This is a genomic window from Mesorhizobium sp. LNJC394B00, assembly GCF_000502555.1.
GTDB lineage: Bacteria > Pseudomonadota > Alphaproteobacteria > Rhizobiales > Rhizobiaceae > Mesorhizobium.
In genome coordinates this window covers 253,581-273,426 of record NZ_AYWH01000001.1, presented here as the reverse complement: position 1 = coordinate 273,426, position 19,846 = coordinate 253,581, and the positions used below count along the sequence as shown (strand labels likewise).

Genomic DNA, 19,846 nt, shown 5'->3' with positions numbered 1-19,846 from the left:
AGGTTCTATCCGCTGGTCGCCAGCGGCTTCATCGCGGCTACGGTATCGATGATCTCCTGACATCCGCTTTAGCGCGGCGCCAGACTGTCTATCGGCCGCCATCCGTGGACGACGCGGCGCGTGCCGACATCATAGGCGAAGTAATTGCCGCCGCCGGCCGGCTGATCCGCCGCGCGGCTGATTGCGCGGCCGCTGAGCCAGAGCAGCAAGAGCGTTCCGACGCCGCCATGGCCGACGAAGGCAATGTCGCCGCCGTCGGCAGCACCCAGCACCGTTTCGACCTCGCTGACAATGCGTTGCTGGGCGTCGATGGCCCGTTCCCAGCCGCGAATGCTTTTGTGCGGATTGGCGAAGAACTGGTCGGCGACCGCCTCGAACTCCGGCGGCGGCAGGAAGCCGGTTGCCGACCGATCGTTCTCATGCATGCGCTCCTTCACCTCGACCGCGAGGCCGAGGTGTTTGCCAAGGATCTCGGCGGTTTCGATCGCCTTGCGCTCGGCCGACGAGACGACACGGCGGATCGATCCGACCCATGGCTGATCGAGCATAGCTGATGCTCGCGCTCGTCCGATCTCGGACAGCCCCCAGTGCGGCACGGGAACGTTGGCATCGATCTGAACCTGGGGATGGGTGATGTAGTATACGATCGGCATGAGTGAGATCCCCTGCCGATAGCTTGAGCTCAATAGCTTTGGGTCGAGCGCCGTGCCCGTGGCGCCGGCTGCTTCTCGGATGCCCCCGGCTTCAGCGCCACTTTCGGCGCCGCAGGTTTGGCTGAGCCCCTCTTGAACGGCGCCATGCCTTCCCTTGCGAGTTCGTCGGCGCGTTCGTTCTCGGTGTGGCCGGCATGGCCCTTGACCCAGTTCCAGGTCACCTTGTGGCGCCGATTGGCCTCATCCAGCGCCTGCCACAGTTCACCGTTCTTGACCGGCTTCTTGTCAGCGGTCTTCCAGCCGTTTTTCTTCCAGCCGTGGATCCATTTGGAGATACCGTCCATGACATATTTGCTGTCGGTGTGAAGCTCGACGGCGCACGGCTCCTTCAGCGCATTCAGCGCCGAGATGGCGGCCAGCAGCTCCATGCGGTTATTGGTCGTCTCGGCCTCGCCGCCCGACAATTCCCTGGTCTTGCCGTTGAAGCGCAGGATGGCGCCCCAGCCGCCGGGACCGGGATTGCCCGAGCAGGCGCCGTCGGTGAAGATTTCAACCTGCTTGGTCATGTCAGTCCGTATTCCGAAGGCGACCTGATCGCGCGGTGGAAGCGCATGCGGCGGATATATTCGGTCGGATCGCGCTTCATGACCAGCCCGCCCTCTGGAACCGTCAGCCAGTCATAGAGCCGGGTCAGCATGAAGCGCAGCGCCGAACCGCGCGAAAGCATCGGCAGCGCTGCTTTCTCGCCATCGCTCAAAGGCCGCACGCTCTGATAGCCGGCCAGCAGCGCCGTGCCTTTGGTCAGGTTGAAGGAGAAATCCTTCTCGAAACACCAGGCGTTGAGACAGGTGGCGACATCATAGGCGTAGAGGTCGTGGCAGGCGAAATAGAAGTCGATGAGGCCGGACAGTTTCTCGCCGAGGAAGAAGACATTGTCGGGAAACAGATCGGCATGGATGATGCCGGCAGGAAGGCCCTGCGGCCAATGGCGTTCGAAATCCGCGAAATCGGCGTCGACCTCGGCCGCCAGTCCCGGCTCGACCTCGTCGGCTCGGTCGCGCGAGGCGTTCCACAATTTGCGCCAGCCCTCGATGGCCAGTGCGTTGTCACGCGTCATCGCAAAATCCTGCCCGGCCAAATGCAGGGCGGCGAGCGCCTTGCCGACCTCGGCGCAATGCGCCGCTGTCGGCCGCCGCAGCGACAGGCCTTCGAGGAAGGTGATGATGACCGCGGGACGGCCGGCCAGCGTGCCGATGACGGTGCCGTCATGCGCGGTCACCGGCAGCGGGCAGGAAATGCCTTTGCGGGCGAGATGGCCCATCAGGCCGAGGAAGAACGGCAGGTCGGCCTTGTCGACGCGCTTCTCGTAGAGCGTCAGTATGTAAGAGCCGCTTGAGGTGTGCAGCAGGAAATTCGAATTCTCCGTGCCTTCGGCGATACCCTTGTAGGACAAGAGTTCGCCGACTGGATATGCCCTCAGGAACGCGCCGAGTTCGCCCTCATTGACGTCGGTGTAGACCGCCATGGGCTGTTCACGCGGCTCCGTTGACGAAGGCCATGTCGGCCCGCGTCAGTTCGACATCGCGCAGAACCCGCATGACTGGAAAATCCTCCGTTTCGGTGGCCGTGATCGCCAGGTCGATGTTCACCTCGAAGCGCTGGCGGAAGGCGTCGATGATCTCGTCGACGATGATCTCCGGCGCCGACGCGCCGGCAGACAGGCCGAGCGTCGAGATATTCGTGATGTCATTCCACGGAATTTCGGCGGCGCGCTGTACGAGAAGCGACATGGTGGCGCCGGCGCGCTCCGCCACTTCGACAAGACGGCGCGAATTGGAGGAATTGGGCGCACCGACGATCAGATAGAGATCGGCGCCGGCGGCGGTTTTCTTGACCGCTTCCTGGCGGTTGGTGGTGGCGTAGCAGATCGATTCGGCGGCCGGTGCATGCAGTTGCGGGAAGCGCTCCTGCAGCACCCGCAATATGCCGGCAGTGTCTTCGACCGACAACGTTGTCTGGCTTACGAAGCCGAGCGCTTCCGGGTCGGCGGGGGCAAAGGTCCCAGCGTCGGCTTCGGTCTCGATCAGCGTGACGGCGCCTTCAGCCAGTTGGCCCATGGTGCCGATCACTTCGGGATGGCCGGCATGGCCGATCAGAAGCACATGGCGGCCGAGCCGCTGATGGCGCATCGCCTGCTTGTGCACCTTGGACACCAGCGGGCAGGTGGCGTCGAGATAGAAGAGCTCGCGTGCCTTGGCGTCGGCCGGCACCGATTTCGGCACGCCGTGGGCTGAGAAGACAACCGGCGACTTGCGGTGCTCGGCCGGGATTTCCGAGAGTTCCTCGATGAAAACCGCGCCAAGGCTTTGCAGGCCCTCGACGACATAGCGGTTGTGCACGATCTCGTGGCGGACATAGACCGGCGCGCCGTATTTCTTCAACGCCAGCACGACGATCTGGATCGCGCGGTCGACACCGGCGCAAAAGCCGCGCGGCTGGCAGAGCCGGATCGTCAGCGGTGGTTTTGTGGCGGTCTGCAGCATGATTCCAGATCGGTTGATCGTATCGTTTGGCGAAATGAGGTGTGCACCCCTGCCCTGTCAAGGGCAGTTGGATCAGGTTGAATGGTCAACCTGATCTAACTCTTTGTTGGAGCATGATCTTGTCCGAAACCGGTTCCCACTTTTCGGGATCATGCTCTGGATCATTCAGTCTTTGCCGGACGGCGCAGCCTGATGATCAGAACCGCGGCAAGAGCCGCCGCCAGGCCATACCAGGTGAAGGCATATTGCAGATGAGAATTCGGCAGGTCGATGATGGTGACGCCGCCGACCGGCAGCCCGCCCGGGTTCGGCGTCTTGTCGGCGTCGATGAAGATCGGCACCAGCACGGCACCGGCCGGCAGGCCGGCACTCGCCGCCATGACGTCACGATCCTTCCAATAGAAGATGTTCTTGGCCACGTCATTGTCGGGCAGCATCATCGACGGCTTGGCCGGCAGCGGGTTGCGCGCCAGGCCGGTGACCGTGACCTTGCCGGTCACCTGCCCTTGCGGGCGCTTGGCGGCATCCTTGACATCATAGGGAACGAAGCCGCGGTTGATCAGGACATAGCGGCCATCGTCGAGGGCCAGCGGGGTATAGACGTTGAAGCCGGCGTCGCCGTCCCATGTGGCGTAGAAATGCCGCTCGCCGGAGTGCAGGAACGTCCCGCTGACGGTGACCGGCGTGTAGTCGACATCACCGGTGGCGGCGAATTCCTTCTCGACGTCCGCCAGCGGCTGCGGCGCTGAATGGGTGCGCTGGTCGATGGTCTGCAGAAGGGCTTCCTTCCAGTACAGGCGCTGCACCTGCCATGTGCCAAGCCCGAGCAGGATGACGAACACCACCAGGCCGAGGCCGAGCAGCAATGCCGTCTTCGGCCGCGAGCGGCCGGCGGGCTTGGTCAGCGCCTCGCTCATTGCCCCTGGTCCAGGCGGCCTTCGGCCGCCTTGTTGGCGTATTGAAGCGTCAGCAGCACCCCCTTGATCAACCTCAGCGCCGTCAGGCACAGTCCCACGGCCAGCGGTATCCAGATGATGAAATGCAGCCAGAGCGGCGGGCTCAGCGTGACCTCCACCCACAGCGCCAGCCCCACGACGATGAAGCCGATGATCAGGATGACGAACACCGCCGGGCCGTCGCCGGCATCGGCGTAGGAATAGTCGAGGCCGCAATTGTTGCAGCGCTTGCCGACGGTGAGGAAGCCGGAAAACAGCCGTCCTTCGCCGCAGCGCGGGCAGCGTCCGTGCAGGCCGGCCGAGATCGGCTCGATGGGTGGCCAGATCGCCCTATCTTCACTCATGGATAGTCATGCTTTACGGCTCGATTTCGATCAGCGTTCCATCCGGCACCATAGTCCAGATTTGGTCCATGTCGCAGTCGGTAACCCCAATGCAGCCATCGGTCCAGTCGACCAATTGAAGCAGCCAGCCCGACCAGCCGAATCCGTTGGCCATTGATGGGCGCCGAAAAGACGAAAGGCGACCGCGTTGCCGCGACCGCCCTTCTGATTTGTCGGTTCGGTGAAAGCCGTCAGTGGCCTTCGATCACCGCGCCGACCGATCCCCAGACGTAGATCGATGCGAACAGGAACAGCCAGACCACGTCGACGAAGTGCCAGTACCAGGCAGCCGCCTCGAAGCCGAAATGCTGCTTGGGCGTGAAGTCGCCTTTCCAGGCGCGGATCAGGCAGACCAGCAGGAAGATGGTGCCGATGATGACGTGGAAGCCATGGAAGCCGGTCGCCATGAAGAAGGTCGCGCCGTAGATGGAATCCTTGAAGCCGAACGGAGCGTGCATGTACTCGTAGGCCTGCACCATGGTGAACAGCATGCCGAGGCCGACGGTCAGCACCAGGCCGTTGATCAGGCCCTTGCGGTCGCCATGGATGAGCGAATGGTGCGCCCATGTCACCGTGGTGCCCGACAGAAGCAGGATGATGGTGTTGTAGAGCGGCAGATGGAAGGGATCGAGGACTTCGAGACCCTTCGGCGGCCAGACGCCACCAGTGAAAGCGGTGCGGGCGTAATTCTGCACTTCGCTCGGAAACAGGCTGGCATCGAAATAGGCCCAGAACCAGGCAACGAAGAACATCACTTCCGAAGCGATGAACATGATCATGCCGTAGCGCAGATGCAGCGACACGACGCGCGTGTGGTGGCCCTCATGCGCTTCCTTGATGGTGTCCGACCACCAGGCAAACATCGTGTAGAGGACGATGACCAGGCCGATGAAGAACAGCCATGGATTGGCGATGTTGTGGCCGAAAATTGGAAAATCGCCGTTCTTGAGATACTGCATCAGGGCGACGCCGCCGACTGCAGTCACCAGTGCGCCGATCGACCCCAGGAAGGGCCACGGGCTCGGGTTGACGAGATGGTAGTCGTGTTGTGGTTTTGCGTGCGCGTCTGCCATATCAACCCCCGAGATTTGCTTCGGTATCTGAAACTTTGCTGCTGCTGTTCGGCGTCGATGACGCCACCGGCTTGTTCTTTTGGACCGGGAACATCGTGTAGGACAGGGTGATCGTCTTCAAGTCCTTCAGTTCCGGCACGTTGACGATATCGGGATCCACATAGAACACGACTGGCATGTCCAGCGTCTCGCCGGGCTTCAGCGTCGTGTCGGTGAAGCAGAAACACTCGACCTTGTTGAAGTAGGGGCCCGCCAGTTCCGGCTGCACGTTGAAGGTGGCGCGGCCGGTAACGGCGCGGTCGAGCTTGTTGGTGGCGCTGTAATGCGCCTGCGTGGTCTCGCCGATCTTGATGGTGACCGAACGGGCGACCGGCTGGAACTGCCACGGAATGCCGTTGGTGTTGGCGTCGAAGCGCACGGTGATGTCACGGTCGAGGATGCGGCCGGCATATTGCTTTTCGGCGCGCTGCGTGGTGCCGCCATAGCCGGTGGCCTGGCAGAACATCTTGTAGAGCGGCACCGCGGCGTAGGCCATGCCGATCATGCCGCCGAAGAAGGCGACGCAGACGGCGGCGACGATGCGGTTGGTGTTCTTCTTCCTGGGATCGGTCACGGTCTGGCGGGTCATCATCGGCCTCATCCGGTATGGCCGAATTTCACGATGGTCGCGACGTAGAAGATGACGACCAGAATCGCCAGCGCGACGCCGATCGCCGCCGAACGGTTGCGCCGCGCCTTCTTCTGGCTTTCGGTCAGCGTGACCAGTTCAAGCTTCTTGTCGATCATAGTCATGCTCCACCGATGGCCAAAGCGCGACCGACGACACAGTCGGCAAGATAGATGGCGAAGATGGCGAAGAGGTAGAGCAGCGAATAGGCGAACAGAGCCTTGGCCGGCTTCATGACGCGGTCGCTATCGGTCATGCACAGCACTTTCCAGGCATACCAGACGAAGCCGGCGCCGAGAGCCACTGATGCGACGCCATAGAAGGCGGTAGTGAAACCGAGCACCCAGGGCAGCACGCCGATCGGCGCCAGGATCAGGGCGTAGGCAAAGATCTGGCGGCGGGTCGAGGCCTGGCCGGCAACGTTCGGCATCATCGGGATGCCGGCCTTGGCGTAGTCGTCGGACTTGAACAGCGCCAGCGCCCAGAAGTGCGGCGGCGTCCACAGGAAGATGATCAGGAACAGGACGAGGCTTTCCAGGCTCACCGTTCCGGTCACCGCGGCCCAGCCGATGACCGGCGGGATGGCGCCGGCGGCGCCGCCGATGACGATGTTCTGCGGCGTCGAGCGCTTCAGCCACATCGTGTAGACGACGGCGTAGAAGAAGATGGTGAAGGCAAGCAGCGCCGCCGACAGCCAGTTGACCAGCACGCCCAGGGTCATCACCGACAGCACCGAAAGCACAAGGCCGAAGCTCAGGGCTTCGCCGGGCAGGATGCGGCCGGACGGTACCGGGCGGCCGGCGGTCCGGCTCATCACCGCATCGATGTCGGCGTCGTACCACATGTTGAGCGCACCCGAGGCGCCGGCGCCGATGGCAATGGCCAGGATGGCGATCACCGCCAGCAGCGGGTTGATGGTCACGGGCGCAGCGACCATGCCGACAAAGGCCGTGAACACCACCAGCGACATGACGCGCGGCTTCAGCAGGGCGAAGAAATCGCCCGACGTGGCTTCCGACATGCGAAAGCCCGCTTCGTCAATCATTGGGTCGTCGACAAGGGCCATGCGTACATAAGTCCAATCATTCCGTTGGCCGAAAACCGCCGGCGGGCCGGCGGTTTCGTATTCGGGCTGCCTTACTTGATCTTCGGCAGCTGTTCCCACTGGTGGAAAGGCGGCGGCGAAGGCAGCTGCCATTCGAGCGTCGTTGCACCCTCGCCCCACGGGTTGGCGCCGGCGACGCGCTTCTTCTGGAAGGCCTCGAACACGCCATAGAGGAAGATCACCACGCCGACGGCCGATATATAGGAGCCGTAGGACGACACCATGTTCCAGCCGGCGAACGCGTCGGGATAGTCGATGGTGCGGCGCGGCATGCCGGCCAGGCCGAGGAAATGCTGCGGGAAGAAGATCAAATTGACGCCGACGAAGGTGACCCAGAAGTGGGTGTTGGCGATCACCGGCGAGTACATGTAGCCGGTCATCTTGGGGAACCAGTAGTACCAGCCGGCGAAGATGGCGAAGACCGCACCCAGCGACAGCACATAGTGGAAGTGGGCAATGACGAAATAGGTGTCATGCAGCGAGCGGTCGAGGCCGGCGTTGGCGAGCTGGACGCCGGTGACGCCGCCGACCGTGAACAGGAAGATGAAGCCCAGCGCCCACAGCATCGGCGTCTTGAACGAGATCGAGCCGCCCCACATCGTCGCGATCCAGGAGAAGATCTTCACGCCTGTCGGTACGGCGATGACCATGGTGGCGAAGACGAAGTAGCGCTGCGTGTCGAGCGACAGGCCGGTCGTGTACATGTGGTGCGCCCAGACGATGAAGCCGACGGCGCCGATCGCGACCATGGCGTAGGCCATGCCGAGATAGCCGAACACCGGCTTCTTCGAGAAGGTCGAGACGATGTGGCTGATGATGCCGAAGCCCGGCAGGATCAGGATGTACACTTCGGGGTGACCAAAGAACCAGAACAGATGCTGGAACAGGATCGGATCGCCGCCGCCATCCGGGGCGAAGAAGGTGGTGCCGAAATTGCGGTCGGTAAGCAGCATGGTGATGCCACCGGCCAGAACCGGAAGCGACAAGAGCAGCAGGAAGGCGGTGATCAGAACCGACCAGGCAAATAGCGGCATTTTGTGCAGCGTCATGCCCGGCGCGCGCATGTTGAAAATGGTGGTGATGAAGTTGATGGCGCCGAGGATCGAGGACGCGCCGGCAATGTGGATCGACAGGATCGCCAGATCCATGGCCGGCCCGGGCTGGCCGGAGGTCGACAGCGGCGGATAGAGCGTCCAGCCGCCGCCAACGCCATAGGCGCCGGGCGCGCTCGGCATGAAAGCCGAAGCGATGAGCAGCAGGAAGGCCGGCGGCAGCAGCCAGAACGAGATGTTGTTCATGCGCGGGAAGGCCATGTCAGGCGCGCCGATCATGATCGGCACCATCCAGTTGGCGAAGCCGCCGATCAGCGCCGGCATGACCATGAAGAAGATCATGATCAGCGCGTGCGCGGTGCCGAAGGCGTTGTACATGCTCTTGCCGCCGTCGATGGCGGCATCGCCGTTCATGCCATAGACCATCTGCGCCAGACCGGTGAAGATCTGGATGCCCGGCTCCTGCAGCTCCATGCGGATGACGACCGAAAGCGCGCCGCCGACGATGCCCGCGAAGATCGCGAAGATCAGGTAGAGCGTGCCGATGTCCTTGTGGTTGGTGGAGTACACCCACCGGACCCAGCCATGATAGGGCTTGTGGTCGTGGTCGTCGTGAGCTGCAGCTTCTGCCATGGTCGGCTCCGTTCCCTAATTCTTGCTAACCCGCGGCATCAATTGCCGGCGGCCGCTACCTTGTTGGTACCGTCGACCTCGGCCATCAGCGCCTTGTTGGCGCCGGGGAGGTCGGTCTTGGCTGCTGCCAGCCAGGTCTTGTACTGCGCATCGGATACGACGCGGACGGCGATCGGCATGAAGGCATGGTCCTTGCCGCAGAGCTGCGAGCACTGGCCGTAATAGATGCCTTCCTTTTCCGCCTTGAACCACGTCTCGTTGGTGCGGCCGGGAACCGCGTCCATCTTGATGCCGAAGGCCGGAACGGCAAAGGAATGGATCACGTCGGCTGCGGTAACCAGGACGCGCGTCATGGTGTTGACCGGCACGACCAGCTCGTTGTCGACCGCCAGCAGGCGCGGATAGACCTTGCGGTCTTCCTTGCCGATCGCGGCGCGGTCGGCGTCCTGCAGGATGGCCGAGTTGAAGGAGAGCGTGTTCTCGGTCTGGTACTCATAGTCCCAGTTCCACTGATTGCCCGTTACCTTGACGGTCAGCTTGGCCTCTTCCGGCGGCGTGTACTGCGCCGTCAGCAACTGGAACGAGGGAATGGCGATGAACAGCAGGACGACGACCGGCCCGACTGTCCAGATGATCTCGATCAGCGTGTTGTGGCTGGTCTTGGACGGAACCGGGTTTTTGCTGGCGCGGAACCTGAAGATGCACCAGGCGAGAAGCGCCAGAACCAAAGCAGTGATCGGGACGACGAACCACATCGTGTAGTTCCCGAACCACTCGATCTGCCGCATCATGTCTGTCGCCGGCGGCTGAAAAGTCATCTCCCACGGCTGCGGCTGGGCCGCATGGGCGGAGGCACCGGCGAAAAATGCGGCGGCGGCGCCTGCCGTTGCCATCAATTTGGCGCTTGCTGGGAATTTTCTCATCGCCCTCTTCATCTCCCGGTTCCTCGCGATCGCGACGCAAGAATATCGAACAATGCCGGGATGGGAATCCCGGACAGTCCCAAGGGTGGTTCAAACCATACTCTATTTCCCTCCGCAAGAAAGGAGCGGGCGAAACCGTGCGGCATTTTTGCGCGCAAGTGCTGCCGCGCTGTTTCGACGGCCTCGTGGCCCGCGCGGGTCGTCGACAGACAGGCTATGCGGGCTTGTGTCAGGAATGCGCCCGACGGTCGCAATTCGGGCGAATTTGCTAGGGAAAAGCGCATTATTGCGCCTGCCGGGGCTGACCGGCGGTCGCCCTATCCTTTACTTGGCCTTGGCGCGGCTTAAAGTGCCGTGATTCGCAATGGAGCCGTCATGACCTCTTGGCTTTCGAGAAACGCCTGGCATTCGAAGAGCGCCTGGCATTCGAAAAGCGCTTGGCTTTCGAGAAGCGGGGCGAAGGTCGTTTTTCTCGCCGCCCTGATCGGTATCGGCTCGTCCGCAACCGGCGTCGCCAATGCAGCGCAGCCCAGCGGCACGGTCAAGTCAACGCATGGCGCGTGGTCGATCATCTGCGACACGCCGGCCGGCGCCACCTCGGAACAATGCGTGATGATGCAGAACGTCGTTGCCGAGGATCGCCCGGAAATGGGACTGTCCGTCGTCGTCCTGCGCACCGCCGACAACAAGGCCGAGATCCTGCGCGTGCTGGCCCCGCTCGGCGTTCTGCTGCCCAATGGCCTGGGCCTCAATGTCGACGGCAAGGATATTGGCCGCGCCTATTTCGTGCGCTGCTTCCAGGACGGCTGCTATGCCGAGGTCATTCTCGAAAAGCCGCTGCTCGATACGCTGAAGACCGGGACGTCGGCCACCTTCATCGTCTTCCAGACGCCGGAAGAAGGCATCGGCATCCCCGTCGACCTCAAGGGCTTCGCCGACGGTTTTGCCGCCCTGCCCTGAGCTTGATGCTTGCGAAACCGTCTTTCCTCACAATTCCCACGGGTTTGATCTTTGGCTGTGGGGGTCATCATGCGTGCTTGTTCTTTGCTTTTGTCGACCGGTCTAATCCTGACCGGCGCCGTTTCCGTCGCCTTTGCCGAGGATTCCGAAATCATCACGGCGCCCGATCCGGCCGTCATTTTCGAGCTTGCGAAAGGCTATGGCTCGGCCAAGATGGACAAGGACACGGGCGATCCGATGGTCTCGGGCCGGCTTCAGGGCATGAAATATGTCATCTACTTCTATGGCTGCGAAAACCATGAGAAGTGCAAGTCGATCCAGTTCTCCTCGGGCTATACCGACCCCTTCACGGCCGACCAGGCCAATGAATGGAACAAGAAATATCGCTGGGTGAAGGCCTTTTCGGGTGACGGGTCGAACTTCAAGATGGATGTCATGTTCAGGGGCGGGGTTACCCGCTCCTACCTCGAAGAGCAGTTCTCGAACTGGGATTCCATGACCAGCGACATCAAATCGTTCGTGGACGAGAAGTAGAGCCCTAAAGCGCGTCGCGCTGAAACGGATTCATACGACGCGCTTTAGGTCTTTGTTTGATGCATGTCGTTATCCCAGAACCGCGGCACACTTCTGGGCGACATGCATTAGCGCTCCACTGTCCGGCTGCGGATCGTCATTGCGGATTGTGCAGGCGCGTCTTCGCGCCTACATCGTGGCAACACCATTCCTCCTGTGAGCGGACCTGCCATGAACAGCCTGACCGGCCAATTCGACATTTCAGATGATCGCATCAAGCGGATCGTCGCCGACACACTGAACGGCGCCGATGACGGCGAACTCTTCCTCGAATACAGCGAGAGCGAAGCGCTGATGTTCGACAATGGCAGGCTGAAGACCGCCAATTTCAACACCGACCAGGGTTTTGGCCTGCGCGCCGTGGCCGGCGAGGCCAGCGGCTACGCTCATTCCAGCGATCTTTCGGAGGCGTCGCTGCTGCGCGCCGCCGACGCCGTCTCGACAGTCAGGGGCGGCTATTCCGGCACGCTTGCCGCGGCACCCGCGCGCACCAACCGCCATCTCTATGGCGAGGAGAACCCGATCCCCTCGCCCTCCTTCGAGGTCAAGGCCAAGCTGTTGCAGGAAATCGACGCATGGCTGCGCGCCGAGGACCCGCGCGTGCGCCAGGTGACGGCCTCGCTCGCGGCGTCCTGGCAGCATGTCGAGATCGTGCGCGCCGACGGCCAGATCGTGCGCGACATCCGCCCGCTGGTCCGCATCAACGTTTCCGTCGTCGTCGGCGACGGCGACCGCCAGGAAAGCGGCTCCTATGGCATGGGCGGGCGCAAGGCGTTCGGCGAGTTCCTGGTCGAGGACGCCTGGAAGCATGCGGCCAGGGAGGCGCTCAGGCAGGCGCTGGTCAATCTCGAAGCCATTCCCGCGCCGGCCGGAACGTTCGACATCGTTTTGTCCAGCGGCTGGCCAGGCGTGATGCTGCACGAAGCCGTCGGCCATGGGCTGGAGGGCGACTTCAACCGCAAGAAGACCTCCGCCTTTGCCGGCCTGCTCGGCCAGCAGGTCGCCGCCAAGGGCGTTACCGTGGTCGATGACGGCACCATGCCGGAGCGGCGGGGTTCGCTGACCGTCGACGATGAAGGCACGCCTTCGGCCCGCAATGTGCTGATCGAGGACGGCAAGCTTGTCGGCTACATGCAGGACCGCCAGAACGCCCGGCTGATGGGCATGAAAGCCACGGGAAACGGCCGGCGCGAAGGCTATGCGCACCAGCCGATGCCGCGCATGACCAACACCTATATGACGGCGGGCGACATGGAGCCGGACGAGATCATCGCCTCGGTCAAGAACGGCATCTATGCCGTATCCTTCGGCGGCGGCCAGGTCGACATCACCTCAGGCAAGTTCGTGTTCGGCTGCACCGAGGCCTACATGATCGAAAACGGCAAGGTGACGCAGCCGATCAAGGGCGCCATGCTGATCGGCAACGGACCGGACGCCATGCACCGTGTGTCGATGATCGGCAACGACATGAAACTCGACACCGGCATCGGCATGTGCGGCAAGGCCGGACAAGGCGTGCCGGTCGGCGTCGGCCAGCCGCATCTCAGGATGAACCAGATGACGGTCGGCGGCACCAGGGTTTGAGCGAGGAGACGTCGGCGGGCTTGAATAGTTCCCCTCACAGGGATATCTTACCTTTGTCTTACACAAGGGTAATACCGCAATGGGTGCAATAGAAAAGCTTATAACGACCGTCTCGACCAAGGGACAAGTCATCCTGCCCAGCGCTATCCGCAAACGGAGGGACTGGGGCGCGGGCACGCGCCTGCAGGTCGAAGACACACCGGACGGTGTACTTTTGAGACCGGCGCCTGCCTTTGCCCCGACACGACCAGAAGATGTCTTTGGTGTCCTGCCGCACAGTGGCAGACCGAAGACCTTGGAGGAGATGGACGCGGCCGTCCTTGCTGAAGCACGGCGGCGCCATGCTCGCGATTGATACCAACGTTGTCGTCAGGTATCTGACGAACGACGATCCCGAGCAGTCCCCGCGAGCCCGGCGGCTGATCGACGGTCAGCCCGTTTTCGTCGCCGTCACGGTGATCCTGGAGGCTGAGTGGGTGCTGCGCAGCGGCTATGGTTATGATCAGGCCTCGATCGTCAATGCACTGCGGGTGTTCGGCGGGCTTCCCACTGTCGAGATAGAGGATGCTGCGATGGTCTCTTCCGCGGTCGATCTAGCCGAGACGGGAATGGATTTCGCCGATGCGCTCCATCTGGGCAAGTCCTCGCACTGCTCAGCATTTGTGTCCTTCGACCGTAAGTTCATCAAGGCCGCACAAGCGGCCGGGTACGAAAGCGTTCGCGAAGGCTAGTTTGCCAGCCGGCTACGTCTTGCGGGGGGCGGCAAACTCAAGCACGGCCTTGTGAAAATCGGCGGATTAACGTCGCCGTTTCGGCTTCTCCAGCAGCGCCACGGCCTCGACATGCGGCGACCACAGGAACTGGTCGATGGGCGTGACGCTCTTCAAGATGTAGCCGCCGTCAATCAGGATGCGCAGGTCTCGTGCCAGCGTCACCGGATTGCAGGAGACGGCGGCGACGAACGGCACATCCGAGCGGGCGATCTGCTTCGACTGGTCCTCGGCGCCGGCGCGCGGCGGGTCGAAGACGACGCCATCGAAAGCATTCAGCTCCTTGAACGTCAGCGGCCGCCGGAACAGGTCGCGGCGTTCGCCGGTTACCCGCTTCAGGCCGGTGGCGAAGCGCGATCCGCGGTCGAGCGCCGAAAGGGCTGCCGCGTCGCCTTCGACCGCGTGGACTTCGGATTTGGCCGCCAGCCGAAGCGCAAAGCTGCCGCAGCCGGCGAAAAGATCCGCGACTTTCCTGGCACGCTTCAGATGTCCGCCAACGAGATCGGCCATCGTCTGTTCGGCGGCTTGCGTTGCCTGCAGGAAGGCGCCAGGCGGTATGGCGACAGCGACGGTGCCGAACATGACCACCGGCTTTTTCGGCTCGATGACAATCTCGTCGTCGATCGAAAGCCGGGCAAAGCCATTGGCCATGATGAAGTTGGAGGCGACCCGGCGCTGGTTCTCGCCCAGCTTGCCCGACTCATAGACAGCGACGTCAAGCCCCGAGCCCGTCACAGTGACCGCCATCCGGAACGATTTGGTGGTGGCGCAAACCAGGTCGGCGACCGACCTCAAGCGATCGAGCGCGGCAACGATCTCCGGCAGCGAGATCGGACATTCCTCGATGGGGATGATTTCCGGCGACAGATGGCGATGGAAGCCAAGCAGCATGCCTGTGTCGGCGCGCCTGGCGGCAAGCACGACGCGGCGGCGTGTGTGTGGCGCACACGGCACCAGGGCGCCGATGTCGCCGGCAATGCCTTTCAAGGCATGCACGACCTTGTCGCGTTTCCATTGCTGGTAAGCGTCGGCTTGCAGATGCTGGACGGCGCAGCCGCCACATTCGGTGAAATGCCGGCAGGCCGGATCGATACGCAGCGGCGACGTCTCCAATACCGCCATCAGCATGGCGCGATCCCTCTCGCGCGCGGCGGTGACGGTCTCGCCGGGCAGGGTGAAGGGAATGAACAGCTCGCCGGTTTCCGTCTCGGCGACGCCGTCGCCCTGCGAACCCAGTCTCTTGATGGTGAAGCCCGTGCTCATCGGTCCTTGGTCCCGGCATCCTTGGTCCCGGCATCCTTGATCCCGGCAAGCAGGAATTCGCGGTTGCCGTCCCCGCCTTCGATCGGCGACCTGTGCAAGCCCAATGTACGCCAGCCAGGGACGCCTTCGAGCCATTCCTGCAGCAAGCCGGCCACACGGGCGGCGTCATAAGGGTCTTTCAAAAGACCGCCCTTGCCGATCGCCTCGCGGCCGGCCTCGAATTGCGGCTTGACCAGAAACACCGCACGAGCGCCGTCCCGTGCCAATGCCAACGCCGGTGGCATCGCCAGTTTCAACGAGATGAAGCTTACATCGGAGACGATGAAATCGGGGATACGGCCGCCGAGATCGGCAGCCGCGAGCTCGCGAGCGTTGAGGCCCTCGATCACGGTGACGCGCGGGTCGGACGAGACACCGGGATGCATCTGGCCGTGGCCGACATCGATGGCAGTGACATGGGCCGCGCCGCGTTCGAGCAGCACCTGGGTGAAGCCGCCTGTCGAGGCGCCGATATCGAGGGCTTCACTGCCCGCGGGATCGAGACTGAAATGGTCGAGCCCGGCGATCAGCTTCAGCGCCGCGCGTGAGACATAACCCTGCGCCGGGTCGTCGATGACGATGAGACAGTGCGGCAGAACCGTCTGGCCGGGCTTGCGGGCGACCACGCCGTCGACCGTCACGGTGCCGCGCTCGACCGCGTCGCGGGCGCGCGAGCGGCTCGCAAACAGGCCGCGCTGGACGAGCAATTCGTCGAGCCGCTGGCGTGTGCTGGCTGGCAGAGGGGAGTTCATCGGCCTTCATGGCGAAAGCCGGCCGCGAAGGCAAGGACATTGGCATAGGAGGACGTCGAGACCCGGGCCGCAAGCCAGTCCGCCCGGTTGAATAGCGCAGCCAGTCCGGCAAGATGTAGAGGCTCAGGCAATGCGGAGGAAGACGAATGCTGACGGGAACCTGCCATTGCGGCGCCGCCCACTGGACCCTGGAAGGCGATCCCGGCCCGATCACGGCCTGCAATTGCACGCTTTGCCGCCGCTATGGCACACTCTGGGCCTATGACTTTGTCGACGAGCGTATCCGGCTTGTGGGGCCTGTGCAGTCCTACACCCGCGCTGGCAAGGAGACGCCGTCGCTGGAAATACTGTTTTGCCCGACATGTGCCTGTGTGCTTGCCTGGCGCGGTTTGCGCCGCAGCGACAGCGGCCGCACGCGGATCGCCGTCAATGTCAGGCTGGCACCGCCGGAGGCGGTCGCCGACCTGCCGATCGACCATTTCGACGGGCTGGACACTTATGACGACCTGCCGCGCGATGGGCGCTGCGTGCGCGATATGTGGTTTTAGAAGATCGTCCGTGAGACCTGCCGTTCAACGGCCGGCATCAGGCCGTCGCTTCCGTCATCTGAAGCCTGCTTGCGCGGGCGCTCGACAGCAACGACTGGTGCGTCCGGCACGACGACAAGCTGCGGCACCTGCTTGTAGGAAAAAGCGCCCCTGATATCGCCCATCTTGCGGGCGACGATGCCTGCCACCGCCTGTTCGAGCTTGCGGTCATAGCGCGTCTCGGCCATGGCCGGCGCGGCGATGACGGCCAAAAGGGCCGCGCCGCACAGAAGCGTTCGCATTGTTTTTAACTCCCTGCCTGGAGGCAGTTCTAGCAGGGCGGCGTTGAAAAACGGCCAAAAGAGACGGTAAGCGAAACGCCAAAGAGAAGCGTTAACAAAGTGTCAGGCTTGCACAGGCAACTGCTTCAGCTGCGTGAGGTTTGATTCAGGCGCGCTGCGCGCGCGCGGAATGGCCGAGCGCGACGAACACGGTGCGCACGATGCCGGCCGCGTCGAGCCCGGCATCGGCATACATTTTTTCCGGCTTGGCGTGGTCGGCGAACTCGTCCGGCAGCACCAGCGGCCGAACTTTCAGACCGCTTTCCAGCAAGCCTTCATGGGCGAGGAACTGCAGCACGTGGCTGGCGAAACCGCCGACAGCCCCCTCTTCCACCGTCACCAGCACTTCGTGCGAGCGGGCGAGACGGCGGATCAAATCCTCGTCCAGCGGCTTGGCGAAACGGGCGTCCGCAACCGTCGTCGAAAGCCCTGCCGCGCCGAGTTCCTCGGCCGCCAGCAGACAGTCCTGCAGTCTTGTGCCAAAGGACAGAAGCGCCACCTTGGTGCCTTCCCTGACGATGCGGCCCTTGCCAATTTCGAGCACCGAGCCGCGCTCCGGCATGTCGACGCCGACGCCATTGCCGCGCGGATAGCGGAAGGCGATCGGGCCTTCGTCATAATAGGCGGCGGTGCGCACCATGTGGCGAAGCTCCGCCTCGTCGGCGGCCGCCATCACCACGAAGCCCGGCAGCGTCGCCAGGAAGGTGGTGTCGAAGGCGCCGCAATGAGTGGCGCCGTCGGCGCCGACGAAACCGGCGCGGTCGATCGGGAAACGCACCGGCAGTTTCTGGATCGCCACATCATGGACGACCTGATCGTAGGCGCGCTGCAGGAAGGTCGAATAGATGGCGGCGAAGGGCTTGTAGCCCTCGCTGGCGAGGCCGGCGGCGAAGGTCACGGCATGTTGCTCGGCAATGCCGACATCGAAGGTCCGGGTCGGAAACGCTTCGCCGAACAAATCGAGGCCGGTGCCGTTCGGCATGGCGGCGGTGACGGCGACGATACGTTCGTCCAGGCGGGCTTCCTGGACCAGGCTTTCGGCAAACACCTTGGTGTAGGCCGGCGCATTGGCCGGGGCCTTGGTCTGCGCGCCGGTGATGACGTCGAACTTGTTCACGCCATGATATTTGTCGGCCGCAGCCTCGGCCGGCGCGTAGCCCTTGCCCTTCTGGGTCACGACATGGATCAGCACCGGACCGTCGGCATGGTCGCGGACGTTCTTCAGCACCGGGATCAGATGCTCGAGATTGTGGCCGTCGATCGGGCCGATATGGTAGAAGCCAAGCTCCTCGAACAGCGTGCCGCCGGTGACGTAGCCGCGCGCATGCTCGACCGCCCGCTTGATGGCGCGATCGGCACGCTTGCCGAGATAGGAGGTCAGTTTCTTGCCGAAGTCGCGCAGGCCAAGATAGGTCTTGCCAGAGGCAAGCCGCGCCAGATAGGCGCTCATGGCGCCGGTCGGCGGCGCGATCGACATGTCGTTGTCGTTGAGAATGACGATCAGGCGAGCATCGAGCGCGCCGGCATTGTTCATGGCTTCATAGGCCATGCCGGCAGACATGGCGCCGTCGCCAATGACGGCAATGACATTGTTGTGGCCGCCGGAGAGGTCGCGCGCCATGGCCATGCCGAGGCCAGCGGAAATGGAGGTCGAGGAGTGCGCGGCGCCGAACGGGTCGTATTCGCTCTCGGCGCGACGGGTGAAGCCGGACAGGCCGCCCTCCTGGCGCAGCGTGCGGATGCGGTCGCGGCGGCCGGTCAGGATCTTGTGCGGATAGGCCTGGTGGCCGACATCCCAGATCACGCGGTCTTCCGGCGTGTTGAAGACATAGTGCAGCGCCACCGTCAGTTCGACGACACCGAGGCCGGCGCCGAGATGCCCGCCCGTATGCGAGACGGCATCGATCAGCTCGGCGCGCAGCTCCGAGGCCAGCTGCGGCAGCTCGCTTTCGTCAAGCTTCTTCAGGTCGGCTGGAATGCGGACCTTGTCGAGAAGCGGCGTATGCAGCGTTGCGTTCACTGGTAAAGGGCCTGCTCAGCTATGATGCGCGTCGATCATGGCGAAATATGCCTGCGTCGCCGGAATGTAAATGCGTGTCAGTGACGCGGGTGATGCTGACGTTAATTGTCCGGTAACGGAATGAACTCTTCCTCGTCTCCGGGAACGATATCGAAGCGGCCCGTCTTCCATTCCTGCTTGGCCTGTTCGATGCGTTCCTTCGACGACGAGACGAAGTTCCACCAGATGTGGCGCGGGGAGCCGAGCGAAGCGCCGCCGAAGAGCATGAAATGGGCGCCGCGCTCGGACGACACGACGATCTCGTCGCCAGGCCGGAACACCAGCAGCCGTTCGGCCGGAAAGCGGTCGCCCGAGATCGAGACATCGCCGTCCAGCGTGTAGATGGCGCGTTCCTCGGCGTCGGCGGGAATTTTGACGCTGGCGCCGGGCGCCAGCCTCAGATCGGCGTAGAGCGTCTCGGTGTCGGCTCTTACCGGCGAGCGCAGTCCCTGGAAATCGCCGATCACCACGCGGCCGGAAACACCTTCGGCGTCGATCTCGGGCAGAAGGAGCGCGGCCGTGTTCTCGAACACCGGCGCCACTTCCTCCTTGCCGTCGGGCAAAGCCAGCCATGTCTGCAGGCCGGAGACCGACATCGGCGCGCCGCGCAGTTCTTCGGGCGTGCGCTCGGAATGGACAATGCCGCGGCCGGCGGTCATCAAATTCACGTCGCCGGGCTGGATGACCATCTCGGTGCCGAGCGAATCGCGGTGCCTGATATTGCCGTCGAACAGATAGGTGACGGTGGAAAGCCCGATATGCGGGTGCGGGCGCACATCCATCGCCTGGCCGGCGCGCAAGATCGCCGGCCCCATGCGGTCGAAGAAGATGAAGGGACCGACCAGCCGCCGCTTTGCCGTCGGCAGAGCGCGACGAACCTGGAAGCCGCCAATGTCCTTGGCGTTTGGAATGACCATGAGCTCGATCTGGTCGCTGGCGAAGGCATCGCCAGGCTCAGGGTCCTTGCCGGGGAAGAAACTCATCTGGATG

23 protein-coding genes and 1 pseudogene are annotated in these 19,846 nt (G+C 63.2%); 6 read left to right on the top strand and 18 right to left on the bottom strand.

The window, feature by feature from the left end; genetic code table 11:
* Positions 1-68 precede the first annotated feature (68 nt).
* The 13 genes and pseudogenes from X751_RS162070 to coxB form a co-directional block, all read right to left on the bottom strand.
* On the bottom strand, positions 69-653 hold the full coding sequence (locus X751_RS162070; RefSeq protein ID WP_023743677.1) for a histidine phosphatase family protein: 585 nt from the start codon (positions 651-653) through the stop codon (positions 69-71).
* 29 nt (positions 654-682) lie between these two features.
* On the bottom strand, positions 683-1,219 hold the full coding sequence (rnhA, locus tag X751_RS162075) for a ribonuclease HI (protein ID WP_023668410.1): 537 nt from the start codon (positions 1,217-1,219) through the stop codon (positions 683-685).
* Entirely contained in the window at positions 1,216-2,178 is a 963-nt protein-coding gene (locus X751_RS162080) for a homoserine kinase (RefSeq protein ID WP_023668411.1), read from the bottom strand. The genes rnhA and X751_RS162080 overlap by 4 nt, the downstream gene beginning before the upstream one ends.
* A gap of 7 nt (positions 2,179-2,185) precedes the next feature.
* Positions 2,186-3,196, bottom strand: a complete 1,011-nt coding sequence (gene ispH, locus X751_RS162085; protein WP_023743676.1) for a 4-hydroxy-3-methylbut-2-enyl diphosphate reductase — start codon at positions 3,194-3,196, stop codon at positions 2,186-2,188.
* A gap of 161 nt (positions 3,197-3,357) precedes the next feature.
* On the bottom strand, positions 3,358-4,113 hold the full coding sequence (locus X751_RS162090) for an SURF1 family protein (protein WP_023692072.1): 756 nt from the start codon (positions 4,111-4,113) through the stop codon (positions 3,358-3,360).
* On the bottom strand, positions 4,110-4,496 hold the full coding sequence (locus tag X751_RS162095; RefSeq protein ID WP_023685423.1) for a DUF983 domain-containing protein: 387 nt from the start codon (positions 4,494-4,496) through the stop codon (positions 4,110-4,112). Before X751_RS162095 ends, X751_RS162090 begins: the two co-directional genes overlap by 4 nt.
* Before the next feature lie 13 nt (positions 4,497-4,509).
* Positions 4,510-4,644, bottom strand: a pseudogene (locus tag X751_RS1000000165105) (L,D-transpeptidase family protein); the annotation flags it as partial.
* Between the two features lie 82 nt (positions 4,645-4,726).
* Positions 4,727-5,608 (bottom strand): cytochrome c oxidase subunit 3, encoded by an 882-nt coding sequence (locus tag X751_RS162100; protein ID WP_023668416.1) that lies wholly within the window; start codon positions 5,606-5,608, stop codon positions 4,727-4,729.
* 1 nt (position 5,609) lies between these two features.
* Entirely contained in the window at positions 5,610-6,236 is a 627-nt protein-coding gene (locus X751_RS162105; RefSeq protein WP_023743675.1) for a cytochrome c oxidase assembly protein, read from the bottom strand.
* An 8-nt stretch (positions 6,237-6,244) separates the two neighbouring features.
* Positions 6,245-6,394: a hypothetical protein gene (locus X751_RS162110; RefSeq protein WP_023698516.1), complete on the bottom strand. Its 150-nt coding sequence runs from the start codon at positions 6,392-6,394 to the stop codon at positions 6,245-6,247.
* Between the two features lie 2 nt (positions 6,395-6,396).
* Complete coding sequence (locus X751_RS162115) at positions 6,397-7,341, bottom strand: heme o synthase (protein ID WP_023668419.1); 945 nt, start codon at positions 7,339-7,341, stop codon at positions 6,397-6,399.
* Positions 7,342-7,412: 71 nt separating this feature from the next.
* On the bottom strand, positions 7,413-9,065 hold the full coding sequence (ctaD, locus tag X751_RS162120) for a cytochrome c oxidase subunit I (protein WP_023668420.1): 1,653 nt from the start codon (positions 9,063-9,065) through the stop codon (positions 7,413-7,415).
* A gap of 38 nt (positions 9,066-9,103) precedes the next feature.
* The gene (coxB, locus tag X751_RS162125; RefSeq protein WP_023687148.1) at positions 9,104-9,988 is read right to left on the bottom strand and encodes a cytochrome c oxidase subunit II; all 885 of its coding nucleotides are present in this window, start codon (positions 9,986-9,988) and stop codon (positions 9,104-9,106) included.
* Between the two features lie 375 nt (positions 9,989-10,363).
* Here coxB and X751_RS162130 point away from each other — a divergent pair, with 375 nt between their 5' ends.
* From X751_RS162130 to X751_RS162145, 5 genes are all read left to right on the top strand, one after another.
* Entirely contained in the window at positions 10,364-10,948 is a 585-nt protein-coding gene (locus tag X751_RS162130; protein ID WP_023668422.1) for an invasion associated locus B family protein, read from the top strand.
* Between the two features lie 69 nt (positions 10,949-11,017).
* Entirely contained in the window at positions 11,018-11,482 is a 465-nt protein-coding gene (locus X751_RS162135) for a YbjN domain-containing protein (protein WP_084558232.1), read from the top strand.
* 210 nt (positions 11,483-11,692) lie between these two features.
* The gene (gene tldD / locus X751_RS162140) at positions 11,693-13,105 is read left to right on the top strand and encodes a metalloprotease TldD (RefSeq protein WP_023735580.1); all 1,413 of its coding nucleotides are present in this window, start codon (positions 11,693-11,695) and stop codon (positions 13,103-13,105) included.
* A 79-nt stretch (positions 13,106-13,184) separates the two neighbouring features.
* Positions 13,185-13,460 carry an AbrB/MazE/SpoVT family DNA-binding domain-containing protein gene (locus tag X751_RS1000000165100; protein ID WP_081725433.1) on the top strand — a complete coding sequence of 92 codons (276 nt, stop codon included), beginning with the start codon at positions 13,185-13,187 and terminating at the stop codon, positions 13,458-13,460.
* Positions 13,447-13,836, top strand: a complete 390-nt coding sequence (locus X751_RS162145; protein WP_023687145.1) for a type II toxin-antitoxin system VapC family toxin — start codon at positions 13,447-13,449, stop codon at positions 13,834-13,836. Before X751_RS1000000165100 ends, X751_RS162145 begins: the two co-directional genes overlap by 14 nt.
* A gap of 66 nt (positions 13,837-13,902) precedes the next feature.
* On the opposite strand, the gene X751_RS162150 is transcribed toward X751_RS162145, so the two are convergent.
* Both X751_RS162150 and X751_RS162155 read right to left on the bottom strand, forming a co-directional pair.
* Positions 13,903-15,138, bottom strand: a complete 1,236-nt coding sequence (locus X751_RS162150) for a class I SAM-dependent RNA methyltransferase (RefSeq protein ID WP_023668426.1) — start codon at positions 15,136-15,138, stop codon at positions 13,903-13,905.
* Complete coding sequence (locus tag X751_RS162155) at positions 15,135-15,929, bottom strand: TlyA family RNA methyltransferase (protein ID WP_023743673.1); 795 nt, start codon at positions 15,927-15,929, stop codon at positions 15,135-15,137. Before X751_RS162155 ends, X751_RS162150 begins: the two co-directional genes overlap by 4 nt.
* 146 nt (positions 15,930-16,075) lie before the next feature.
* Here X751_RS162155 and X751_RS162160 point away from each other — a divergent pair, with 146 nt between their 5' ends.
* Positions 16,076-16,477, top strand: coding sequence for a GFA family protein (locus tag X751_RS162160; protein ID WP_023692079.1), 402 nt, complete (start codon positions 16,076-16,078; stop codon positions 16,475-16,477).
* Here the strand turns inward: X751_RS162160 and X751_RS162165 are convergent.
* From X751_RS162165 to X751_RS162175, 3 genes are all read right to left on the bottom strand, one after another.
* Positions 16,474-16,758 carry a hypothetical protein gene (locus X751_RS162165; RefSeq protein ID WP_023668429.1) on the bottom strand — a complete coding sequence of 95 codons (285 nt, stop codon included), beginning with the start codon at positions 16,756-16,758 and terminating at the stop codon, positions 16,474-16,476. The two genes, X751_RS162160 and X751_RS162165, sit on opposite strands and share 4 nt — an antisense overlap.
* Positions 16,759-16,903: 145 nt before the next feature.
* The gene (dxs, locus tag X751_RS162170) at positions 16,904-18,817 is read right to left on the bottom strand and encodes a 1-deoxy-D-xylulose-5-phosphate synthase (RefSeq protein WP_023706656.1); all 1,914 of its coding nucleotides are present in this window, start codon (positions 18,815-18,817) and stop codon (positions 16,904-16,906) included.
* Between the two features lie 101 nt (positions 18,818-18,918).
* Positions 18,919-19,839: a pirin family protein gene (locus X751_RS162175; RefSeq protein WP_023685413.1), complete on the bottom strand. Its 921-nt coding sequence runs from the start codon at positions 19,837-19,839 to the stop codon at positions 18,919-18,921.
* Between the last annotated feature and the right edge of the window lie 7 nt (positions 19,840-19,846).